Source organism: Thalassospira profundimaris, assembly GCF_003326675.1.
In the GTDB taxonomy this organism is placed as follows: domain Bacteria; phylum Pseudomonadota; class Alphaproteobacteria; order Rhodospirillales; family Thalassospiraceae; genus Thalassospira; species Thalassospira aquimaris.
Map to the genome: position 1 here is coordinate 155,795 of NZ_JPWF01000001.1, position 14,559 is coordinate 170,353.

Consider the following 14,559-nt stretch of genomic DNA (forward strand, 5'->3'; position numbering starts at 1 on the left):
TTTCTATGCCGCATCCTGCTGCTGCAGGCCGGTAATCATGCCGATGATTTCGTTTTTATCGGTTTTGGCGGTTTCGCGAATGCCGATTTGTTGACCACGTCGTAATACACAAATCCGATCCGCCAGACGGAACACCTGATCAAGGCTGTGGCTGATGATCAGAACTCCGATATTGCGGGCCTTAAGCGATTCAACGATTTCTTCGACCTTGGCGGTTTCGGCAACGCCAAGGGCGGCGGTCGGTTCATCAAGCAGGATGACTTTCTTGGCCCAGCGGGTGGCGCGTGCAATGGCGACACCCTGGCGTTGCCCACCCGAAAGATCGCGTATGGTGGCGTGCGGGCTTGGAATACGGACATCAAGTTCGTCGACCAGCTTCTGGGTTTCGGCAATCATGGTTTTGCGATCCAGAAGACCAAACCGATTGGTGATTTCACGCCCCAGGAACATGTTCATATAAACACTTTGCTGATCGGCAAGGGCAAGGTCCTGATAAACCACCTCGATCCCGTGGGATCGGGCGATTTCGGCACTGGCCATCGAAACAGTTTCATCCTCGATCGTGATCGTGCCGGAGCTTGGTGCATAGACGCCCGAGATGATCTTGATCAGGGTCGATTTCCCCGCGCCATTATCGCCGACAAGGGCAACGATCTCGCCCGGATGAATATCAAGCGAGAAATTCTCGATGGCCGTTACGGCACCGAAATGCTTTTGAATGTCTTTCAGGCTCAGGACCGGTTTCTGGCTGCTCATCCCTAGTCTCCTATACCGGCCAGGCGGCAGTTTCGCCAAAGCTGTTTTCAATGGTTTCAACAACCGGATTGCCGGTCGAAATACCTGATACACCAACCACATAGGCGCGCGTGACAAAGGCCTGACCGCGGAAGCCGAACACGGCAGTATCGCCCGGTTTCGGGGATTTTGGCCCGGTGGCATCAATCATCGCGTAGTAATCGATCATGGAGGGCGGTGGTACTTCGACCGATCGCAGTGCCGTGCTTGCGGTGGTCGGTTCATCGGAAACGATGGCCTGCACGTCGTAATCGGGGAAGATCGGATCAATATAGAATCCGCCGCCAAAGCAATATGCCTTGCCGCCAGAAAGATGCGAGACCTCGGTCAGATAAAGAACAGCCGGCAGTTCCGGCAAATCTTCAACCACATGAAGGGCCGTTGTGCCGTGAATGCCATTGCCCGGTTCGCACTGGGTCGCACCTGCTTCGGCAAGACCGGCCAACAGGACCGATGACGTGGTGCCCGGTGCATTGATTTCGATATCAAAACGACCGCGTTTTGCCAAAAGATCGGCTGCCTTGGCAAGGGTGCCCAGATTTTTGGTCGGCAGGACCTTACGGCTGTCATGATCAAACAGCAAGGCCGGGAATGTCGTGATACCGGCAAAGCGTCCGCCATCCAGACCATCAAGGAAATCAGCGACTTCGGCGATATCATCAGCAGCAAAACCGCCTTCATGCCCACGATAGAATGTGTCGCCCTCGGCGTGGATACGGGCCAGAAGGTTTTGGACATAGCCGGCCTTTTGGGCCGCGGATGCGGCTTCCTTGGCCTTGATGTCGTTAAAGACTGTCCAGTAATCCGGGCGGAACCGTTCGGCGGCGGCATCGGCTTCGAACTTTGCCACCTGTTGCAGATGACCCAGATGACCGACCCGCAGACCGGCATTATGGGTTGCGCGCGCGCAGGCCATGTCGACCGCGACCGAACGATCAATACCGCCGCGCATAACCGCGTGCGAGAACGAGCTGGCACGTCCGACCTGCTTGGTCATGGCAAAGATTTTAAGGCCGTTTTTGTCGGCCTCGGTCTTAAGGGTGCGGGCATTGGCCTCGACCGCATCAAGATCAAGGATATAGGCATTTGCCGGAACCTTGCCTTCGCGGTGAAGGGCCATGGCGGCTTCGATGAATTTCGGGTTGCGGCGACGCAATACATCAAGAAACATTTTTTGCTCCTGCGTTCGGGATTACCGCGCTTTTTCGCGCAACGAGACAGCAACCGCCGCCAGAATGATCAGGCCCCGGACAATCATTTGATCGGATACCGAAAGCCCCATCAGGATCAGACCGTTATTAAGCATCCCCATCATCAGTGACCCGATCAACGCGCCAATGATCGTGCCCTTGCCGCCATGAAGAAGGGTGCCGCCAACAATGACAGCGGCAATAACGGTCATCAGGTCGGACTCGCCCAGGGTATATTTGGCCGCCTGCAAACGCCCGGCATACAGCAGACCTGCAAGACCGGCCAAGCCACCCGAAAGGGTCAGGACATAAAGGCGAATACGTGCAACCTTGATCCCTGAAACGCTTGCCGCACGCGGGTTATCGCCGGTTGCCATGACATGGGCACCAAAGCGGGTTTCGCGGTAAATGAAATGTCCGATGGCAACCGCCATCACCGTCCACCAGATCAGTGACGGAATGCCAAGGAAGCTGCCCGATCCAAAGAAACCGGCAAAATCAAGATCAAGCACCGGGATCGAGCGCAAATTGGTCATCGACCGCGCAATACCGGCAAACAATCCCATGGTTGCAAGGGTCACCAGAAACGATGGCAAACGCACAAAGGCCACAACCGCCCCGTTAAGCGCACCGGCGACAATGCCGGTTGCCATACCCGCCAGAATACCTGCGGTCATGCCGTATTCATTCATCACAACGGCGGCCGCAAGCGCAGACATGGCCACGATGGAACCGAACGAAAGATCAATTTCACCCGCCGTCAGGACAAAGACCAGACCAATGGCAAGAATGGTGGCAGGTGCCGTTTGCAAGACAATGTTTGAAAGGTTTCTGACCGACAGGAATCCGTTATCGCCAAGGGTGATGGCAAAGAACAGGAAGATCGCCAAAAAGCCGAAATAAACGACATATTGCTGCAAATTAAGGCCAAGTGCGAAGCGGATGGCAGCGGGCTTCTGCGCAGCACCAGATTGGGGACCGGACACGGAAGTCTCCCTCCTAGGATGTATTCAGGGAATGCAGGCGCACCATTGCAGCACGCCTGCATACGCGCTTAGTTGAGGGTCTTGATCACGGATTCCGGTGCTTCGCGATTAAGCGATTCTTTCCAGCCATCAAGAACGTTGGCTTTTTCCACGGTCAAAGCCGGTGCCACGATAAAGGCCGGGGTTTCTTCACCCAAAAGGGCCTTAAGGCCGGTTGCCGCCATTGCACGGCCAAGCTCATAGGCCTTGTCGGCAACAATTGCGGTGACATTGCCACCCCGTACCATGTCAAGCGCGACCGGTTCGGACAGATCAAGGGTCACGATCTTGGTATGTTTGTTGCCGCTTGCGCGAAGGGCCGCCAGAACACCATCAGCCGGTTCGGCCCAGGTGACATAGATGCCGTCAAGATCGGGGTGCTGAAGCAGCATGGCCGATGCCAGTTCCTCGGCGCGGGCCGGGTCAGTGATGCCCTGTTCGGCAACGATTTCAATGCCCGGATAGTCCTTTTCAATCGTGGTCTTGAAGGCATTGTCACGCTGGTTGGTGACGTAATAGGTAGCGTCATGGAAGATCCAGCCAACCTTGCCCTTTTCGCCGATATCTTTGGCAAGGGCGTCTGCGGCCTGTTTGCCCATCTGGAACAGGTCATCGGTCACGATGGCGGCATAGTCGCTGCCATGTTTGTAATCGGATGGCAGGTTCGACAGGAAGACCAGTTTGGTGTCATTGGCAACCGCTTCGCGGAAAGCCGCGGCCGAGGTCACCGGATCAAGCGGCAGGGCCAGAATGACGTCGGGTTCGGCGGTAAGCGCAGTTTCAATGTCGCTGCGCTGACGGGCGGCATCAAATCCGGCATCGGTGGTCACTGCGATAGAAACGCCTGCCTTGGCGAATTCATCGGTCGCACCGGCGGAAACCGCATTGATGAAATCAGACGAGGTATGCCACAGCAAAGCGGCCTTAAGACCCTTTTCCTTCAGGCTGGCGAACTCGGCGTCCGAAAGGGTGATTTCGGCACTTGGCGTTGCGGTTTCGCCGTTCGGACCAACGGTTTGGGCATGGGCGAGTGCGCTTGTCATCATGATACCGGCAATCAGACCGGTTTTAAGCAATCCCTTGATCAGCATGAGCCATTCCTCTGATAGATGATGTGTTTTTGTTGTGTTGTCTGGTTTTGTTTTTTGTCGGTTCGGTGGTCGTAAGCTGTCGCCTGATATCAGTCTGCGACCCCGCAATAGCGGGCCATAAAGCAGGCAAAGGCGACAATGCCTGCAAAATATTCTTCGATATCAACCCGTTCTTCGAACGTGTGGCAGTTGCGAATATCGCCCGGCGCGCAATAGACTGCCGGTGTTCCCAACTCGTTGACAAAGAACGGCGTTTCCGACCAGAACGGTGCGCCTTCAATGGTGCCGCGTCCGGCCATTGCCCCGGCAACCGCATCGGAAAGCGTGCGAACTTCGGGCAGGTTCGGGTCAATTTCGGCGGCCGACCCGCCAAGGGCATGGTCGCGTCCGGCCGGATAGCTTATGGAGACGCTGATTTCCGGGTCATCGATGGCGCCATGAATGACTTCTTCCATTTCACGCGCTGCATCATCAAGGCTTTCACCCGGAAGCAGTTTGCGGATCAGGGATAAATTACATTCTTCCGGGACCGCAATGAAACCGCCGCCAGTCAAGCCGGTGATCAGAAGGAAGCCTTCCCCGATCAGGTCATGATGGCCGCGTGATTTCAAATCATCGGAATGCGCCCAAAGTGCGGACATAACCGAATGTGCGGCTTTCAGTGCATCTTTGCCCAGTTCAGGGACACCGAAATAGGCCGATTTTCCGGTAATTTTAATGTCGGCAATGTAAAAACCGATCTGGGCCGGATAGACCGCAAGGCGGGTTGGTTCGACATAAACTGTAAAGTCCGGTTTGGCGATGTCACCGGCCTTGATACGGTTGGTGTAATCCTTGACCCCGGCCGAAATGCCCGATCCGGGCTGACCGCTTTCCTCATCTCCGACATAGGCAAAGGCAAGATCACCCCTAAGTTTGATCCCGGCCGCATCCAGAAGGCCCAGTGCGGCAAGGGATGCGCAAATCCCGGCTTTAAGATCACCTGATCCCCTGCCCCAGATTTCGCCATCAATCAGTGGTGCGCCAAACGGATCTTCGCGTTCGGTGCCCTGCCAATGTTCGCGCCAGCCATCGACATGGACCGTATCGGTGTGACCGATAAACAAAAGTCGTTTCGATTTGCTATCGGTATCGCAAGCGGTTCCTTTGCGTTCCCCCCAGATATTGGGGCGTCCGGGTTCAAACTCGGCGGTTTCGATGGCCCCGACGCCGTGTTTTTCCATCTGTTTGGCAAGATAGGCGACAAAATTGGCCTCGTTGCCGGTGATGCTGTGCGCGCCAATTGCACCGCGGAACAGATCAAGCGCATCATCGCGATCAAGTGCGGCAAGGAGTTTGGCGTAAAGATCGTCGTTTGATCTGGTCATTTGCCTGCCCCCTGCAAAAGAACGCTGCTGGCTGGCGGCAGTGAAATGCGCCCGTCCGGGGCATCGGCCCCAAAGAAGGTATTGTGCAAATGGCCAAGCCCGATGGCCGCTGCCCCGATAATGGCGGCCTGCTGTTGCAGGCTGCTTGGCATGATATCAATCGGTTGCGGTGTGATTTGCGGCAGGAATTTGCGCGCCCGTTCGATCAGTTCAGGCCGCACCCCGATGGAGCCGCCAATGATGATCTTTTCCGGATTGGCGATGGCCGAAATCGCTCCGACGCCAAAGGCAAGATAGCGGGCGGTTTCATCAAGAACCTGGCTTGCTGCTTCTTCGCCGGTATTGGCGGCGGCAAAGATTTCCGGGACTTTGACATCGCGGCCGGTAAGTGCCTTGTAACGCTGTGCCATACCGACCGAGGCAACCACGCGCTCATATGCACCCGCGCGAATGGATTCACTGTCAAACGGGTCGGCCCCGAAGGGTAAAAAGCCAAGCTCGCCCGCGGCATTGCCCGCACCACGGACCAGCTCACCATTGACCATCAGACCGCTACCGATCCCGGTGCCCAGTGCGATAAAGGCCAGGTTATCGATGCCCTGCCCTTCACCAAGCCAGTTTTCCCCAAGAACCGCCAGATTGACGTCATTTTCAAGCATCACATCAAAGCCGAATGCTTCTTCGAACGCGGCAAAGACATTCATGTCGGCAAATCCGGCAATGTTCGGTGCCAAAAGAACCCGGCCGGTTTTGGGATCAGGCGCACCGGGCACGCCAACCACGGCAAGACGGATGCGGCTGCGATCAATTTTCTGGGTTCTGGCGGCTTGCCAGCACAGTTCGGCAATCTGATTGATCAGATACTTTCCGCCGCGTGGATCGGTGGCTGCGACTTCCTCGGCAAAGACCTGACAGGCAAGGTCGGCAATGGCGACCCGAACCTTGGTGCCGCCAAGATCAACCGCGGCAATGAACGCCGCATCGGGGATCAGTTCATAGGTAACGGCGGTGCGCCCGATATGGCCTGTTGTGCGTCCGGTTTCCTGAACCCAGCCGGCTTCTTCAAGCTGGCGAACGATTTCGGAAATCGTCTGTTTGGACAGTCCGGTTTGCTTGGCAATCGATGCACGCGAAATCGGACCATTCTGAACAATGGCCTCCATCACTGCACGTTGGGAAAACTTCCGGGAAATGCGCAAAGTTTCGCTCACCGGCCTCTCCTGATGATCTGATTTTGTTCGGTTTATTTAATTCGTTCAGTTACCGAACTATCTATATCAGAAGAAGACGTGTCAAGCACCTTCTGCACGGAATATGCAACCCCAGCGCAATAAGTCAGGTTTCGCACGGTTCTTAATTGCTGCTTATGTGATTGTTATTGTGTAAAAAATAAGAAAACGCCGGAGAACATTTTCTCCGGCGTTTGCCAAAACTGCCGCGATTGATCGCTCGGGGTTCAAAACCTGAACGGCATCTGGCCCTAGGCCGAAAGGCGGTTGCGGCGGAGCTGATCGATGATGCGGGCCTTGTGCGGATCGGTGTGAAAAGCGTCGGCGACGATCATGACACCTCGCGTACCGTCGTTGGCTTCGATCATGAACAATGTCGCTTCATCACCCGGATCGGTTCCGTGATCCGTGCCATTTGAGTGGACCAGTCGCAATTCGTCGGGGTGATACAGATGCCCGGTGCCGTCACTGCGTACGCCATCACGTTCGCACATGAAATGGTGAACAAATCCATGTTGTTTTGCATTTGCCTGAAGATCTGCAAGGGTCATTTCTTCCTCCCGGGATTGGTTGCCCTGATGAGTCTGAAACGCCGGTGTGCAAAGGATGTTCCCGGTGGGAACTTGCTTGTCCTTACAAAGCCATCTTCATGCCTTCGTGGCTGGCGACAAACCCAAGCCGCTCATAAAACCGATGGGCATCCTTGCGGGTCTTGTCGGTGGTGAATTGCACAAGTACCGCGCCAAGTAATTTCGAAATCGAAATAGACTCGGTGATTAGCTTCTCGCCAATCTTCTGACCACGCACCTTGCTGGATACCCGGACCCCTTCGATCTGGGCGCGCAATTGCCCGCGACGTGACAGCCCGGCAATCAGGGTCAGTTGCAAGCAACCGACAACATCATCACCCAGAACCGCCAAAAGGTATTTGTTTGGCAAAGCCTCAGTTGACTGGGATTCCATCGCGTCAAAGGCCGCGTAATAGGCATCGGGCAGCGGATCGGTAAATTCCTCGCGGGTTTTGCCTTTTTCGTCATCGGCCAAAAGGGCAACGATGGCGGGCAAATCATCACGGGTGGCATAGCGGAACGCGATTTCGGTGCTGTCTGACATGGAATCCCTTTCAATACTGGCCGGGCATCATGGCCGAAAGATCGTGTTTGCGACAAGTTTGTTCAAAACCGGGAGCCATAGAAAATCGCGACCGGGACCATCGTCAAATAGCAATGACGTCGCCTGATACCAGATCAGACAACGCCAGTTGCTTATCATCGCGGGCTTGGGTCTTTGCGGGTAAGGGGTTGGGGGAAGTTACCCGCAACTAACCCCGGTTTCCGGGATGGTAATCAGATGAAAATCACGCCAGCCCGCCATTGGCACGGATGGTTTGCCCGTCAACCCAGCCGGAATCGAGTCCGGCAAGGAAGGAAACCACACCGGCGATGTCTTCGGGCTGACCCAACCGTTCAAGTGGCGGCATTTTCGAAAACTGGGCAATCTGCTCGTCAGTTTTGCCACTCAGGAACAGTTCGGTCGCGACCGGGCCGGGTGCGACGGCATTGACCGTGATGTGACGGCCGCGCAGTTCCTTGGCATAAACCGCGGTCATCGCTTCGACCGCGGCCTTGGTGGCGTTATACACCGCATAACCCGGCAGTTTCAGGTGCAAGGCCGTGGTGGAAAAATTGATCACCCGGCCATGATCGCGCAGGTGTTTTGCCCCTTCGCGCAGCATGTTGAATGTGCCGCGGACATTGATATCCATCATCGCGTCATAGGTGGCATCGTCCATCTCGGCGATTGGTTGGGTCGTCATGACACCGGCATTATTGACGATGACATCAACCCCGCCAAATTCGGTGATGGTTTTGTCAAACAGCGCAGTGACGGCATCGGGACGGGCAATATCGGCCTTGATCGCGATGGCCTTGTGCCCATTGGCCTTCAGGTTTTCGGCCAGTTCCTCGGCCGCCTGGGACGAGCTTGCATAATTGATCACGACGGCAAAGCCGTCAGCCGCCAGACGTTTGGCAAGGGCAACGCCGATCCCGCGCGATGCGCCAGTGATGATGGCAGTTCTATTTTGATTGGCAGACATGAAACGTCTCCTTGGGTGGATGCGGTGGTTGAATGCGATGACCGCACTATGCCCCGAATGACATTTCGGATAATTGCCCTATATTGGAATTAACTATTCGAAAATGATAAACAATCAGGATGTGTGATGGACCGGTTCGAGGACATGCGCAATTTCGTCCGGGTGGTCGAACGCAAAAGCTTTACCAAGGCCGCGGCCGATCTTCTGATCCCGCGCGCCACCATGACCAATTCGATCCAGCGCCTTGAAGACCGGCTGGGCACACGGTTGCTTGAACGCACCACGCGGACGGTTAATACGACCCACGATGGTGCCGCCTATTATCAGCGCTGCGTGCGCATTCTGGCCGACCTTGATGATGCCGATACCAGCTTTACCAATCCCGATCCCAAGGGGCTCTTGCGGGTTAACCTTCAGGGGACATTGGCACGCACCTTTGTCATTCCGGCCATTTCCGGCTTTCGCGAACGATATCCGGGCATTGATCTTGTGATTGCCGACGGGGATCGATATGTCGATCTGGTCCATGAAGGATTTGACTGCGTGTTGCGCAGTGGCGATCTGGCGAGTTCATCCATGATCGGGCGGCGCGTGGCGTTAATGCGCGAAGTCACCATTGCCAGCCCGGATTACATTACCCGTTTCGGAATGCCGCAATGCTTTGATGACCTTGAAACGCAGGGTCATCAGATGGTTTGCTTCCTCTCGGGCGCGGACGATAAACCGATCCCGCTTGATTTTGTGGTGGATGGCAAGGTGCGCAACATCATCCTGCCCGCCAGTATTTCAGTGACCGGGGCGGACAGCTATGCCGCCTGTGCTGCTGCCGGGCTTGGCCTGATACAGGTGCCGCGCTATCGCGTGGCCGATGATCTTAAGGCCGGAAAGCTTGTTGAAATCCTGCCCGACTGCCCGCCCGAACCGATGCCGGTTTCAGTGCTTTATCCGCAAAACCGACAGCTTTCCACACGTGTGCGGGTGTTTGTCGATTGGCTGAGTGACCTGTTTGCGAGAACCGAGTTCTGAGATTTGCGGGCTGAGGCGTTTTTAGTTGCTGGTGGTTTCCTGACTGGAAAGCGACTTGATCCGGTTTCGCAATGAAACCAGATGGGCTTGCCAGTAATGGGTTATCATTGGCTTGAACCGGTTGTCATTCAGGCCATTGCGTGCCGGATGGGCGGCTGATAGCTTTTCCAGACCAAGATGTTCAAGCGTGATGCGGGTTTGATCGCCCGCCGGGGCAAAGCGGATATCAACCACTGTAACCGGCTCTGTCTTATCGGCCGCTGGCCAGCGCCATTCAAAGCGCAGGCGTTTTCCGGGCTCAAAGCTTGTGACTTTACCGGCTTCAACGACAAAATCCGGGCGGCGTTTGTCGGCCTCCTGAATCACGTATGTCCCGTTCTTTTCAACAAACTGCATGATGCCGGGGCGAATGCCGATCAAACGGTTGCGTGGCCCCTGTTTCCACCAGTGATCGATATCGGTGACAAAGGTCTCAAACGCGGTTTCGGGATTGCATTCAACACGAAGGGCAACAAAGGTTTTGGCCGACATCGATGGTCCTGTCTGAACGGGGCTTGCGGGCAAAGGCTGTTCTAGTCACAAACAGCTTTGCCCGGCAACAGGTTCTAGTATCCGGTCTGACGATTAACCAGACCACGCGGGGTGTCACCGCGATTGATGCGATCAATGTTTTCGGCAATTTGATCAACCGATTCCTCGATCCGGGTTTCCGCGGCAATGTGGGGCGTGATGCGGATTTTCGGATGATCCCAGAACGGGTGGCTTTCGGGCAGCGGTTCGGTCACCGCAACATCCAGAAACGCACCGCGCAGATGCCCGGTATCAAGTGCGCGCAGCAAGTCGGCCTCGTTGATCATGGCTCCGCGCGCCGCATTAATGATCGCGGCCCCCTTGGGCAGGAAGGAAAGGGTTGCGCTTTCAAGCACATTTTCTGTTTCCGGCGTGCGCGGCAAAAGACAGATCAGAATATCGGACTGCCCCAGGAATTCCGGCAGGGTTTCCTTGCCGGCATAGGTGGTAATGCCGTCAATCGCCTTCATCGAACGGCTCCAGCCTGAAACGGTAAAGCCCAGATTTGAAAGTGCGGTGGCAACGGCCGCACCCAGCGCACCCAGCCCCATGACCCCGACCCGGCATCTTGAAATGCGGGCAACCGGATGTTGCGTCCAGTCGGCCTTGGCCTGCTGGGCGGCATAGACATCAAAATCGCGCATGAAATGCAGCGCGGCATAAAGGTGATATTGCACCATCTGATCGGCCATTCCGGCATCTTCGAGCCGGATCACCGGCAAATCAGCGGGCAAGCTTGGCGAAGACACCACATGATCCACCCCGGCACCGAGCGAAAAAATCGCCTTAAGATTGGAAAGGGTTTTGATCAGCCCCTGCGGTTGCTTCCAGAACAGGGCATAGTCAATCGTTGCGGGATCGTAATTTTCGTCGTTGGTAACGATTTTCGCACCCGGCAGCCGCTCGGTCATTGCCTTTTTCCATGCTCCATCGCTTCCGGCGGCGGAAATAAGGATATTGGGGGCATTCTTGGCGGCGGGCATGGTGTTCTCCTGACATATGGTGGCTGTTTGAGGGGCCGAAGTTCGGGGTCGAAGTCTGGGACCGAAGACCGGGACCGAAGTCTGGCGAAATGATGTAGCTGGCGCAATGGTCCGGTGGCGAGTTAGGTCATGGTTCCAAATGTAAAACGCGCCAGATCGCAAAGCGTTCCTTTGCAAATTCCGGCGCGTCTATTGATGGCAGTTATAACCGCGTGCGGTCAATCATTTGGCGTTTTCTGAGCTCGTGCAGCCCGTGCAGATATATGATCCTTTGGGCGACGTCAGGACGCGCATTTCATAGTGCTGTCTCGCAATGCTGCATGGATCATCCGACTTGGCCGTGATCGACCGGCCGGTCCTAGTGGGCGAAGATCATTGCCGGGTCACGGAACGTCTTGAATTCAAGACCATTACCAGCCGGATCTTCGACAAAGAACGTGCCCTGTTCACCCGGTTCACCCTTGAAGCGGATTTTCGGTTCCAGAAGGAACGGCACATTGGCGGCCTTCAGGCGATCAGCAAGGTCATGCCAGGTATCCCATTCCAGAACCGCGCCAAAATGCGGGATCGGCACCGCATCGCCGTCAACCGTACCGGCCCCTTTGTTCTGGCCGGCTTCGGGGCGAACATGGGCCGAAAGCTGATGCCCAAAGAAATCGAAATCAATCCATGCCTCGGTCGAACGGCCCTCGGCACAGCCAAGAATGTCGATGTAAAAGGCGCGGGTATCGGCAATCGATTTGATCGGGAATGCAAGATGGAAGGGGGGCAGTGACATGGGTGTCTCCAAGGGTCAGGGCATATATAATCTAATGCTTGGTTGTTGGAACCATTTTAAAGCAGCATAATACCGGGCGAAAAGTCAGAAGTTCTGCATATATCATCAGGAAATCTATTGTTATGGCGCTGCGTCCGACAACCCCGCCGCTTAATGCGCTACGTGCTTTCGAGGCCGCGGCACGGCTGGGAAGCTTTGCCCGTGCGGCGGATGAACTTGCCGTGACACCGGGCGCAATCAGCCAGCAGGTTGCCAATCTTGAAGCCAGTCTTGGCATGGTGCTGTTTGATCGTAATGGCCCGAAACTGTCGTTACGCGAAGCTGGACGGGCCTATTTGCCCAGTTTGCGCCGTGCCCTGGACGAGATCGAGGCCGCCACCCTTGATCTGGTGACCCACGGGGTTGGCGAACGCCGCTTGGTAATCGGGGCATTACATACCCTGGCAAGTAGTTGGCTTATCCCAAGATTAAAACGGTTTCAAAACGAGTATTCTGATATCCGCCCTGTGATCGAGACCTTGGCGCTTAATTTTGCCACCCCGGAACGCAGTCCCGACCTTGCAACACGGCAGATGGATGTCGGGCTTTATTTTGGCGACGGGTCCTGGCCCGGTGTGCGTGCAGATAAGCTTTTTGATGAAATTCAGGTAGTTGTTGCTAAACCCGGCACTGTGACAGTGGATCAACGAACGGATTTGAATGCCCTGATTGCCAGCCAAACTCGTCTGATCCACACCACCCGGCCCAAGGCCTGGCATGATTGGGGGCAGGTCAATGGCGTCCCTATATCAGGCGCCCCCGGACCGGGGTTCGAGCATTTCTTTATGCTGATCGAGGCCGCCAAGGCCGGTATGGGCATTGCCCTTTTGCCGCGTGTCCTGATCGAAGGTCCGCTTGCCGAGGGATCGCTCGAGGTCGCCTGCGATGCCACCCTGCAAAACCCCGGCGCTTATTACCTGATCACACCCCAAAACCGGATCGATGCGCCCGAAGTTACGGCGTTTCGCGATTGGCTGTTGCGTGAAGTCACAGACAATCACCCGGCATAAGACCGTATAAGTCTTTGGTTTTAATGGTTTGAGCCGGATCAATCATCCTGCTTGCGCCGATAGATGCTGTGAAGCAGATAATCTTTCTTCGGGCCTGTGATTTTTATTTTTGTTTCGAAATAATCATCATCCTGCCAGATCATGCAATGATGATAGAAATCTTCGCCGCAAGGGTGAATGTCACGTGCACACAGCCCATCAGTCGCGTCCTCGCCAAATTGCAGCATCACATAACGATTGCCAAAGCTCAGCGGATCGCGAAACAAAAGCTCGATCGCGGCGGGGTCTTTGTGCAGGACAAAATCGTATTCCCGGTAACCATCAAACCGCTTGCCATCCGGGCGGGTAAGAAACCCTTCCTCGCGATAGCGCAGGATTTCCGGCTTTGTCGGCTCTGCTTTCTCGAAGGTCACATCACCAACAAACCGCCCAACGTCGCCCAGATCGCGTTCAAGCGACCATTGCCCGGCAAGGGCGGCAAAAATATCGGATGCGGCTGGCGTGGGCTTGTTCATGATCATTCTGGCTGGTTCTGATCGGGACAAAAAAGGCAGGGTCGCGTTGCGATACCCTGCCTTTTTACTGAAATCTCAGATGCTTATGCTTTCGGCAGCATCAGCGGCAATTTGGTGCCGCCCAGGATATGCACATGCAGGTGCGGGACGTCCTGACGGCCATGTTCGCGGGTATTGGCGATCAGGCGATAGCCGTCCTCGATCACGCCGGCCGCTTCGGAGATTTTGCCAATCGCGCGGGTATAGGCGATGATTTCGGCATCCGACGCATTAAGGGCAAAGTCGTCATAAGACGTATAGGCGCCTTTCGGGATCACCAGAACATGGGTCGGGGCCTGGGGCGCGATATCGTTGAAGGCCAGAACATGGTCGTCTTCATAGACCTTGGTGCACGGGATATCGCCGCGCAGGATTTTGGCAAAGATGTTTTCCGGGTCGTATGCTTTGATCGCCATGTCGATGCTCCTGATGCCTTGTCGGGACGTTGCCCGGAATAAGTTTGGCCGTTGGCCTTAATCTTTGCTGCGCGATGCTTTTTCGGCAAGCCCGGAAATGCCCTGACGCTCGGCCAAAATCTGCCAGACATCTTCGGGCTTCACCCCCTGATCGGCCCACAGAACCGCCAGATGGTACAAAAGGTCTGCACTTTCCGATGCGACCTTGTCCGGGGTTTCCGCCAAAGCCGCAATCACGGTTTCAACGCCTTCCTCGCCGACTTTCTGGGCGATTTTGGCTGTGCCCTTGGCAAACAGCTTGGCGGTATAGCTGGTGTCGGGATCGGCACCCTTGCGGGCGGCGACGGTGGCATAAAGCGCATCAAGGATGTGTTGATTTGCCATTTTG

At 55.6% G+C, this 14,559-nt stretch carries 17 protein-coding genes; 2 read left to right on the plus strand and 15 right to left on the minus strand.

The features are described 5' to 3' along the window. Positions 1-3: 3 nt before the first annotated feature. The 9 genes from TH19_RS00785 to TH19_RS00825 all read right to left on the minus strand — a co-directional run bounded on the left by TH19_RS00785 (position 4) and on the right by TH19_RS00825 (position 8,795). A complete protein-coding gene (locus TH19_RS00785) occupies positions 4-756 on the minus strand; it encodes an ATP-binding cassette domain-containing protein (RefSeq protein WP_114100423.1) in 753 nt (250 codons plus the stop codon). Positions 757-766: 10 nt separating this feature from the next. Further along, the gene (locus TH19_RS00790) at positions 767-1,966 is read right to left on the minus strand and encodes an alanine racemase (RefSeq protein WP_114100424.1); all 1,200 of its coding nucleotides are present in this window, start codon (positions 1,964-1,966) and stop codon (positions 767-769) included. 21 nt (positions 1,967-1,987) lie between these two features. After that, positions 1,988-2,971, minus strand: a complete 984-nt coding sequence (locus TH19_RS00795) for an ABC transporter permease (protein WP_258547765.1) — start codon at positions 2,969-2,971, stop codon at positions 1,988-1,990. Between the two features lie 68 nt (positions 2,972-3,039). Then, the gene (locus TH19_RS00800; protein WP_114100425.1) at positions 3,040-4,101 is read right to left on the minus strand and encodes a substrate-binding domain-containing protein; all 1,062 of its coding nucleotides are present in this window, start codon (positions 4,099-4,101) and stop codon (positions 3,040-3,042) included. 89 nt (positions 4,102-4,190) lie between these two features. Beyond that, complete coding sequence (locus TH19_RS00805) at positions 4,191-5,468, minus strand: M20 family metallopeptidase (protein ID WP_114100426.1); 1,278 nt, start codon at positions 5,466-5,468, stop codon at positions 4,191-4,193. Continuing rightward, positions 5,465-6,679, minus strand: a complete 1,215-nt coding sequence (locus tag TH19_RS00810) for an ROK family transcriptional regulator (RefSeq protein ID WP_114100427.1) — start codon at positions 6,677-6,679, stop codon at positions 5,465-5,467. The genes TH19_RS00805 and TH19_RS00810 overlap by 4 nt, the downstream gene beginning before the upstream one ends. 269 nt (positions 6,680-6,948) lie before the next feature. Next, positions 6,949-7,248, minus strand: coding sequence for a phosphoribosylpyrophosphate synthetase (locus TH19_RS00815; RefSeq protein ID WP_114100428.1), 300 nt, complete (start codon positions 7,246-7,248; stop codon positions 6,949-6,951). 82 nt (positions 7,249-7,330) lie between these two features. After that, positions 7,331-7,810 carry a GNAT family N-acetyltransferase gene (locus TH19_RS00820; protein ID WP_114100429.1) on the minus strand — a complete coding sequence of 160 codons (480 nt, stop codon included), beginning with the start codon at positions 7,808-7,810 and terminating at the stop codon, positions 7,331-7,333. 244 nt (positions 7,811-8,054) lie between these two features. Next, entirely contained in the window at positions 8,055-8,795 is a 741-nt protein-coding gene (locus tag TH19_RS00825) for an SDR family oxidoreductase (protein ID WP_114100430.1), read from the minus strand. A gap of 126 nt (positions 8,796-8,921) precedes the next feature. Here TH19_RS00825 and TH19_RS00830 point away from each other — a divergent pair, with 126 nt between their 5' ends. Continuing rightward, positions 8,922-9,821 carry a LysR family transcriptional regulator gene (locus tag TH19_RS00830; protein ID WP_114100431.1) on the plus strand — a complete coding sequence of 300 codons (900 nt, stop codon included), beginning with the start codon at positions 8,922-8,924 and terminating at the stop codon, positions 9,819-9,821. A 21-nt stretch (positions 9,822-9,842) separates the two neighbouring features. On the opposite strand, the gene TH19_RS00835 is transcribed toward TH19_RS00830, so the two are convergent. From TH19_RS00835 to TH19_RS00845, 3 genes are all read right to left on the minus strand, one after another. Further along, complete coding sequence (locus tag TH19_RS00835; protein ID WP_114100432.1) at positions 9,843-10,352, minus strand: SRPBCC domain-containing protein; 510 nt, start codon at positions 10,350-10,352, stop codon at positions 9,843-9,845. A 74-nt stretch (positions 10,353-10,426) separates the two neighbouring features. Next, on the minus strand, positions 10,427-11,374 hold the full coding sequence (locus tag TH19_RS00840; RefSeq protein ID WP_114100433.1) for a 2-hydroxyacid dehydrogenase: 948 nt from the start codon (positions 11,372-11,374) through the stop codon (positions 10,427-10,429). Positions 11,375-11,732: 358 nt separating this feature from the next. After that, positions 11,733-12,152: a VOC family protein gene (locus TH19_RS00845; RefSeq protein WP_114100434.1), complete on the minus strand. Its 420-nt coding sequence runs from the start codon at positions 12,150-12,152 to the stop codon at positions 11,733-11,735. A gap of 122 nt (positions 12,153-12,274) precedes the next feature. Here TH19_RS00845 and TH19_RS00850 point away from each other — a divergent pair, with 122 nt between their 5' ends. Beyond that, on the plus strand, positions 12,275-13,201 hold the full coding sequence (locus tag TH19_RS00850; protein ID WP_114100435.1) for a LysR substrate-binding domain-containing protein: 927 nt from the start codon (positions 12,275-12,277) through the stop codon (positions 13,199-13,201). 38 nt (positions 13,202-13,239) lie between these two features. Here the strand turns inward: TH19_RS00850 and TH19_RS00855 are convergent, their stop codons facing one another. The 3 genes from TH19_RS00855 to TH19_RS00865 all read right to left on the minus strand — a co-directional run bounded on the left by TH19_RS00855 (position 13,240) and on the right by TH19_RS00865 (position 14,555). After that, positions 13,240-13,716, minus strand: a complete 477-nt coding sequence (locus TH19_RS00855; protein ID WP_181846261.1) for a DUF6314 family protein — start codon at positions 13,714-13,716, stop codon at positions 13,240-13,242. An 83-nt stretch (positions 13,717-13,799) separates the two neighbouring features. After that, a complete protein-coding gene (locus tag TH19_RS00860) occupies positions 13,800-14,171 on the minus strand; it encodes a histidine triad nucleotide-binding protein (RefSeq protein ID WP_114100436.1) in 372 nt (123 codons plus the stop codon). A 57-nt stretch (positions 14,172-14,228) separates the two neighbouring features. Then, entirely contained in the window at positions 14,229-14,555 is a 327-nt protein-coding gene (locus TH19_RS00865) for a phosphoribosyl-ATP diphosphatase (protein ID WP_114100437.1), read from the minus strand. Positions 14,556-14,559: the final 4 nt, after the last annotated feature.

Bases quoted from the DNA above. Each gene is read 5' to 3' on its own strand.
- TH19_RS00785 (WP_114100423.1), bottom strand. From the start codon at position 756: ATGAGCAGCCAGAAACCGGTCCTGAGCCTGAAAGACATTCAAAAGCAT.
- TH19_RS00790 (WP_114100424.1), bottom strand. From the start codon at position 1,966: ATGTTTCTTGATGTATTGCGTCGCCGCAACCCGAAATTCATCGAAGCC.
- TH19_RS00800 (WP_114100425.1), bottom strand. From the start codon at position 4,101: ATGCTGATCAAGGGATTGCTTAAAACCGGTCTGATTGCCGGTATCATG.
- TH19_RS00805 (WP_114100426.1), bottom strand. From the start codon at position 5,468: ATGACCAGATCAAACGACGATCTTTACGCCAAACTCCTTGCCGCACTT.
- TH19_RS00815 (WP_114100428.1), bottom strand. From the start codon at position 7,248: ATGACCCTTGCAGATCTTCAGGCAAATGCAAAACAACATGGATTTGTT.
- TH19_RS00820 (WP_114100429.1), bottom strand. From the start codon at position 7,810: ATGTCAGACAGCACCGAAATCGCGTTCCGCTATGCCACCCGTGATGAT.
- TH19_RS00825 (WP_114100430.1), bottom strand. From the start codon at position 8,795: ATGTCTGCCAATCAAAATAGAACTGCCATCATCACTGGCGCATCGCGC.
- TH19_RS00830 (WP_114100431.1), top strand. From the start codon at position 8,922: ATGGACCGGTTCGAGGACATGCGCAATTTCGTCCGGGTGGTCGAACGC.
- TH19_RS00835 (WP_114100432.1), bottom strand. From the start codon at position 10,352: ATGTCGGCCAAAACCTTTGTTGCCCTTCGTGTTGAATGCAATCCCGAA.
- TH19_RS00840 (WP_114100433.1), bottom strand. From the start codon at position 11,374: ATGCCCGCCGCCAAGAATGCCCCCAATATCCTTATTTCCGCCGCCGGA.
- TH19_RS00845 (WP_114100434.1), bottom strand. From the start codon at position 12,152: ATGTCACTGCCCCCCTTCCATCTTGCATTCCCGATCAAATCGATTGCC.
- TH19_RS00850 (WP_114100435.1), top strand. From the start codon at position 12,275: ATGGCGCTGCGTCCGACAACCCCGCCGCTTAATGCGCTACGTGCTTTC.
- TH19_RS00855 (WP_181846261.1), bottom strand. From the start codon at position 13,716: ATGAACAAGCCCACGCCAGCCGCATCCGATATTTTTGCCGCCCTTGCC.
- TH19_RS00860 (WP_114100436.1), bottom strand. From the start codon at position 14,171: ATGGCGATCAAAGCATACGACCCGGAAAACATCTTTGCCAAAATCCTG.
- TH19_RS00865 (WP_114100437.1), bottom strand. From the start codon at position 14,555: ATGGCAAATCAACACATCCTTGATGCGCTTTATGCCACCGTCGCCGCC.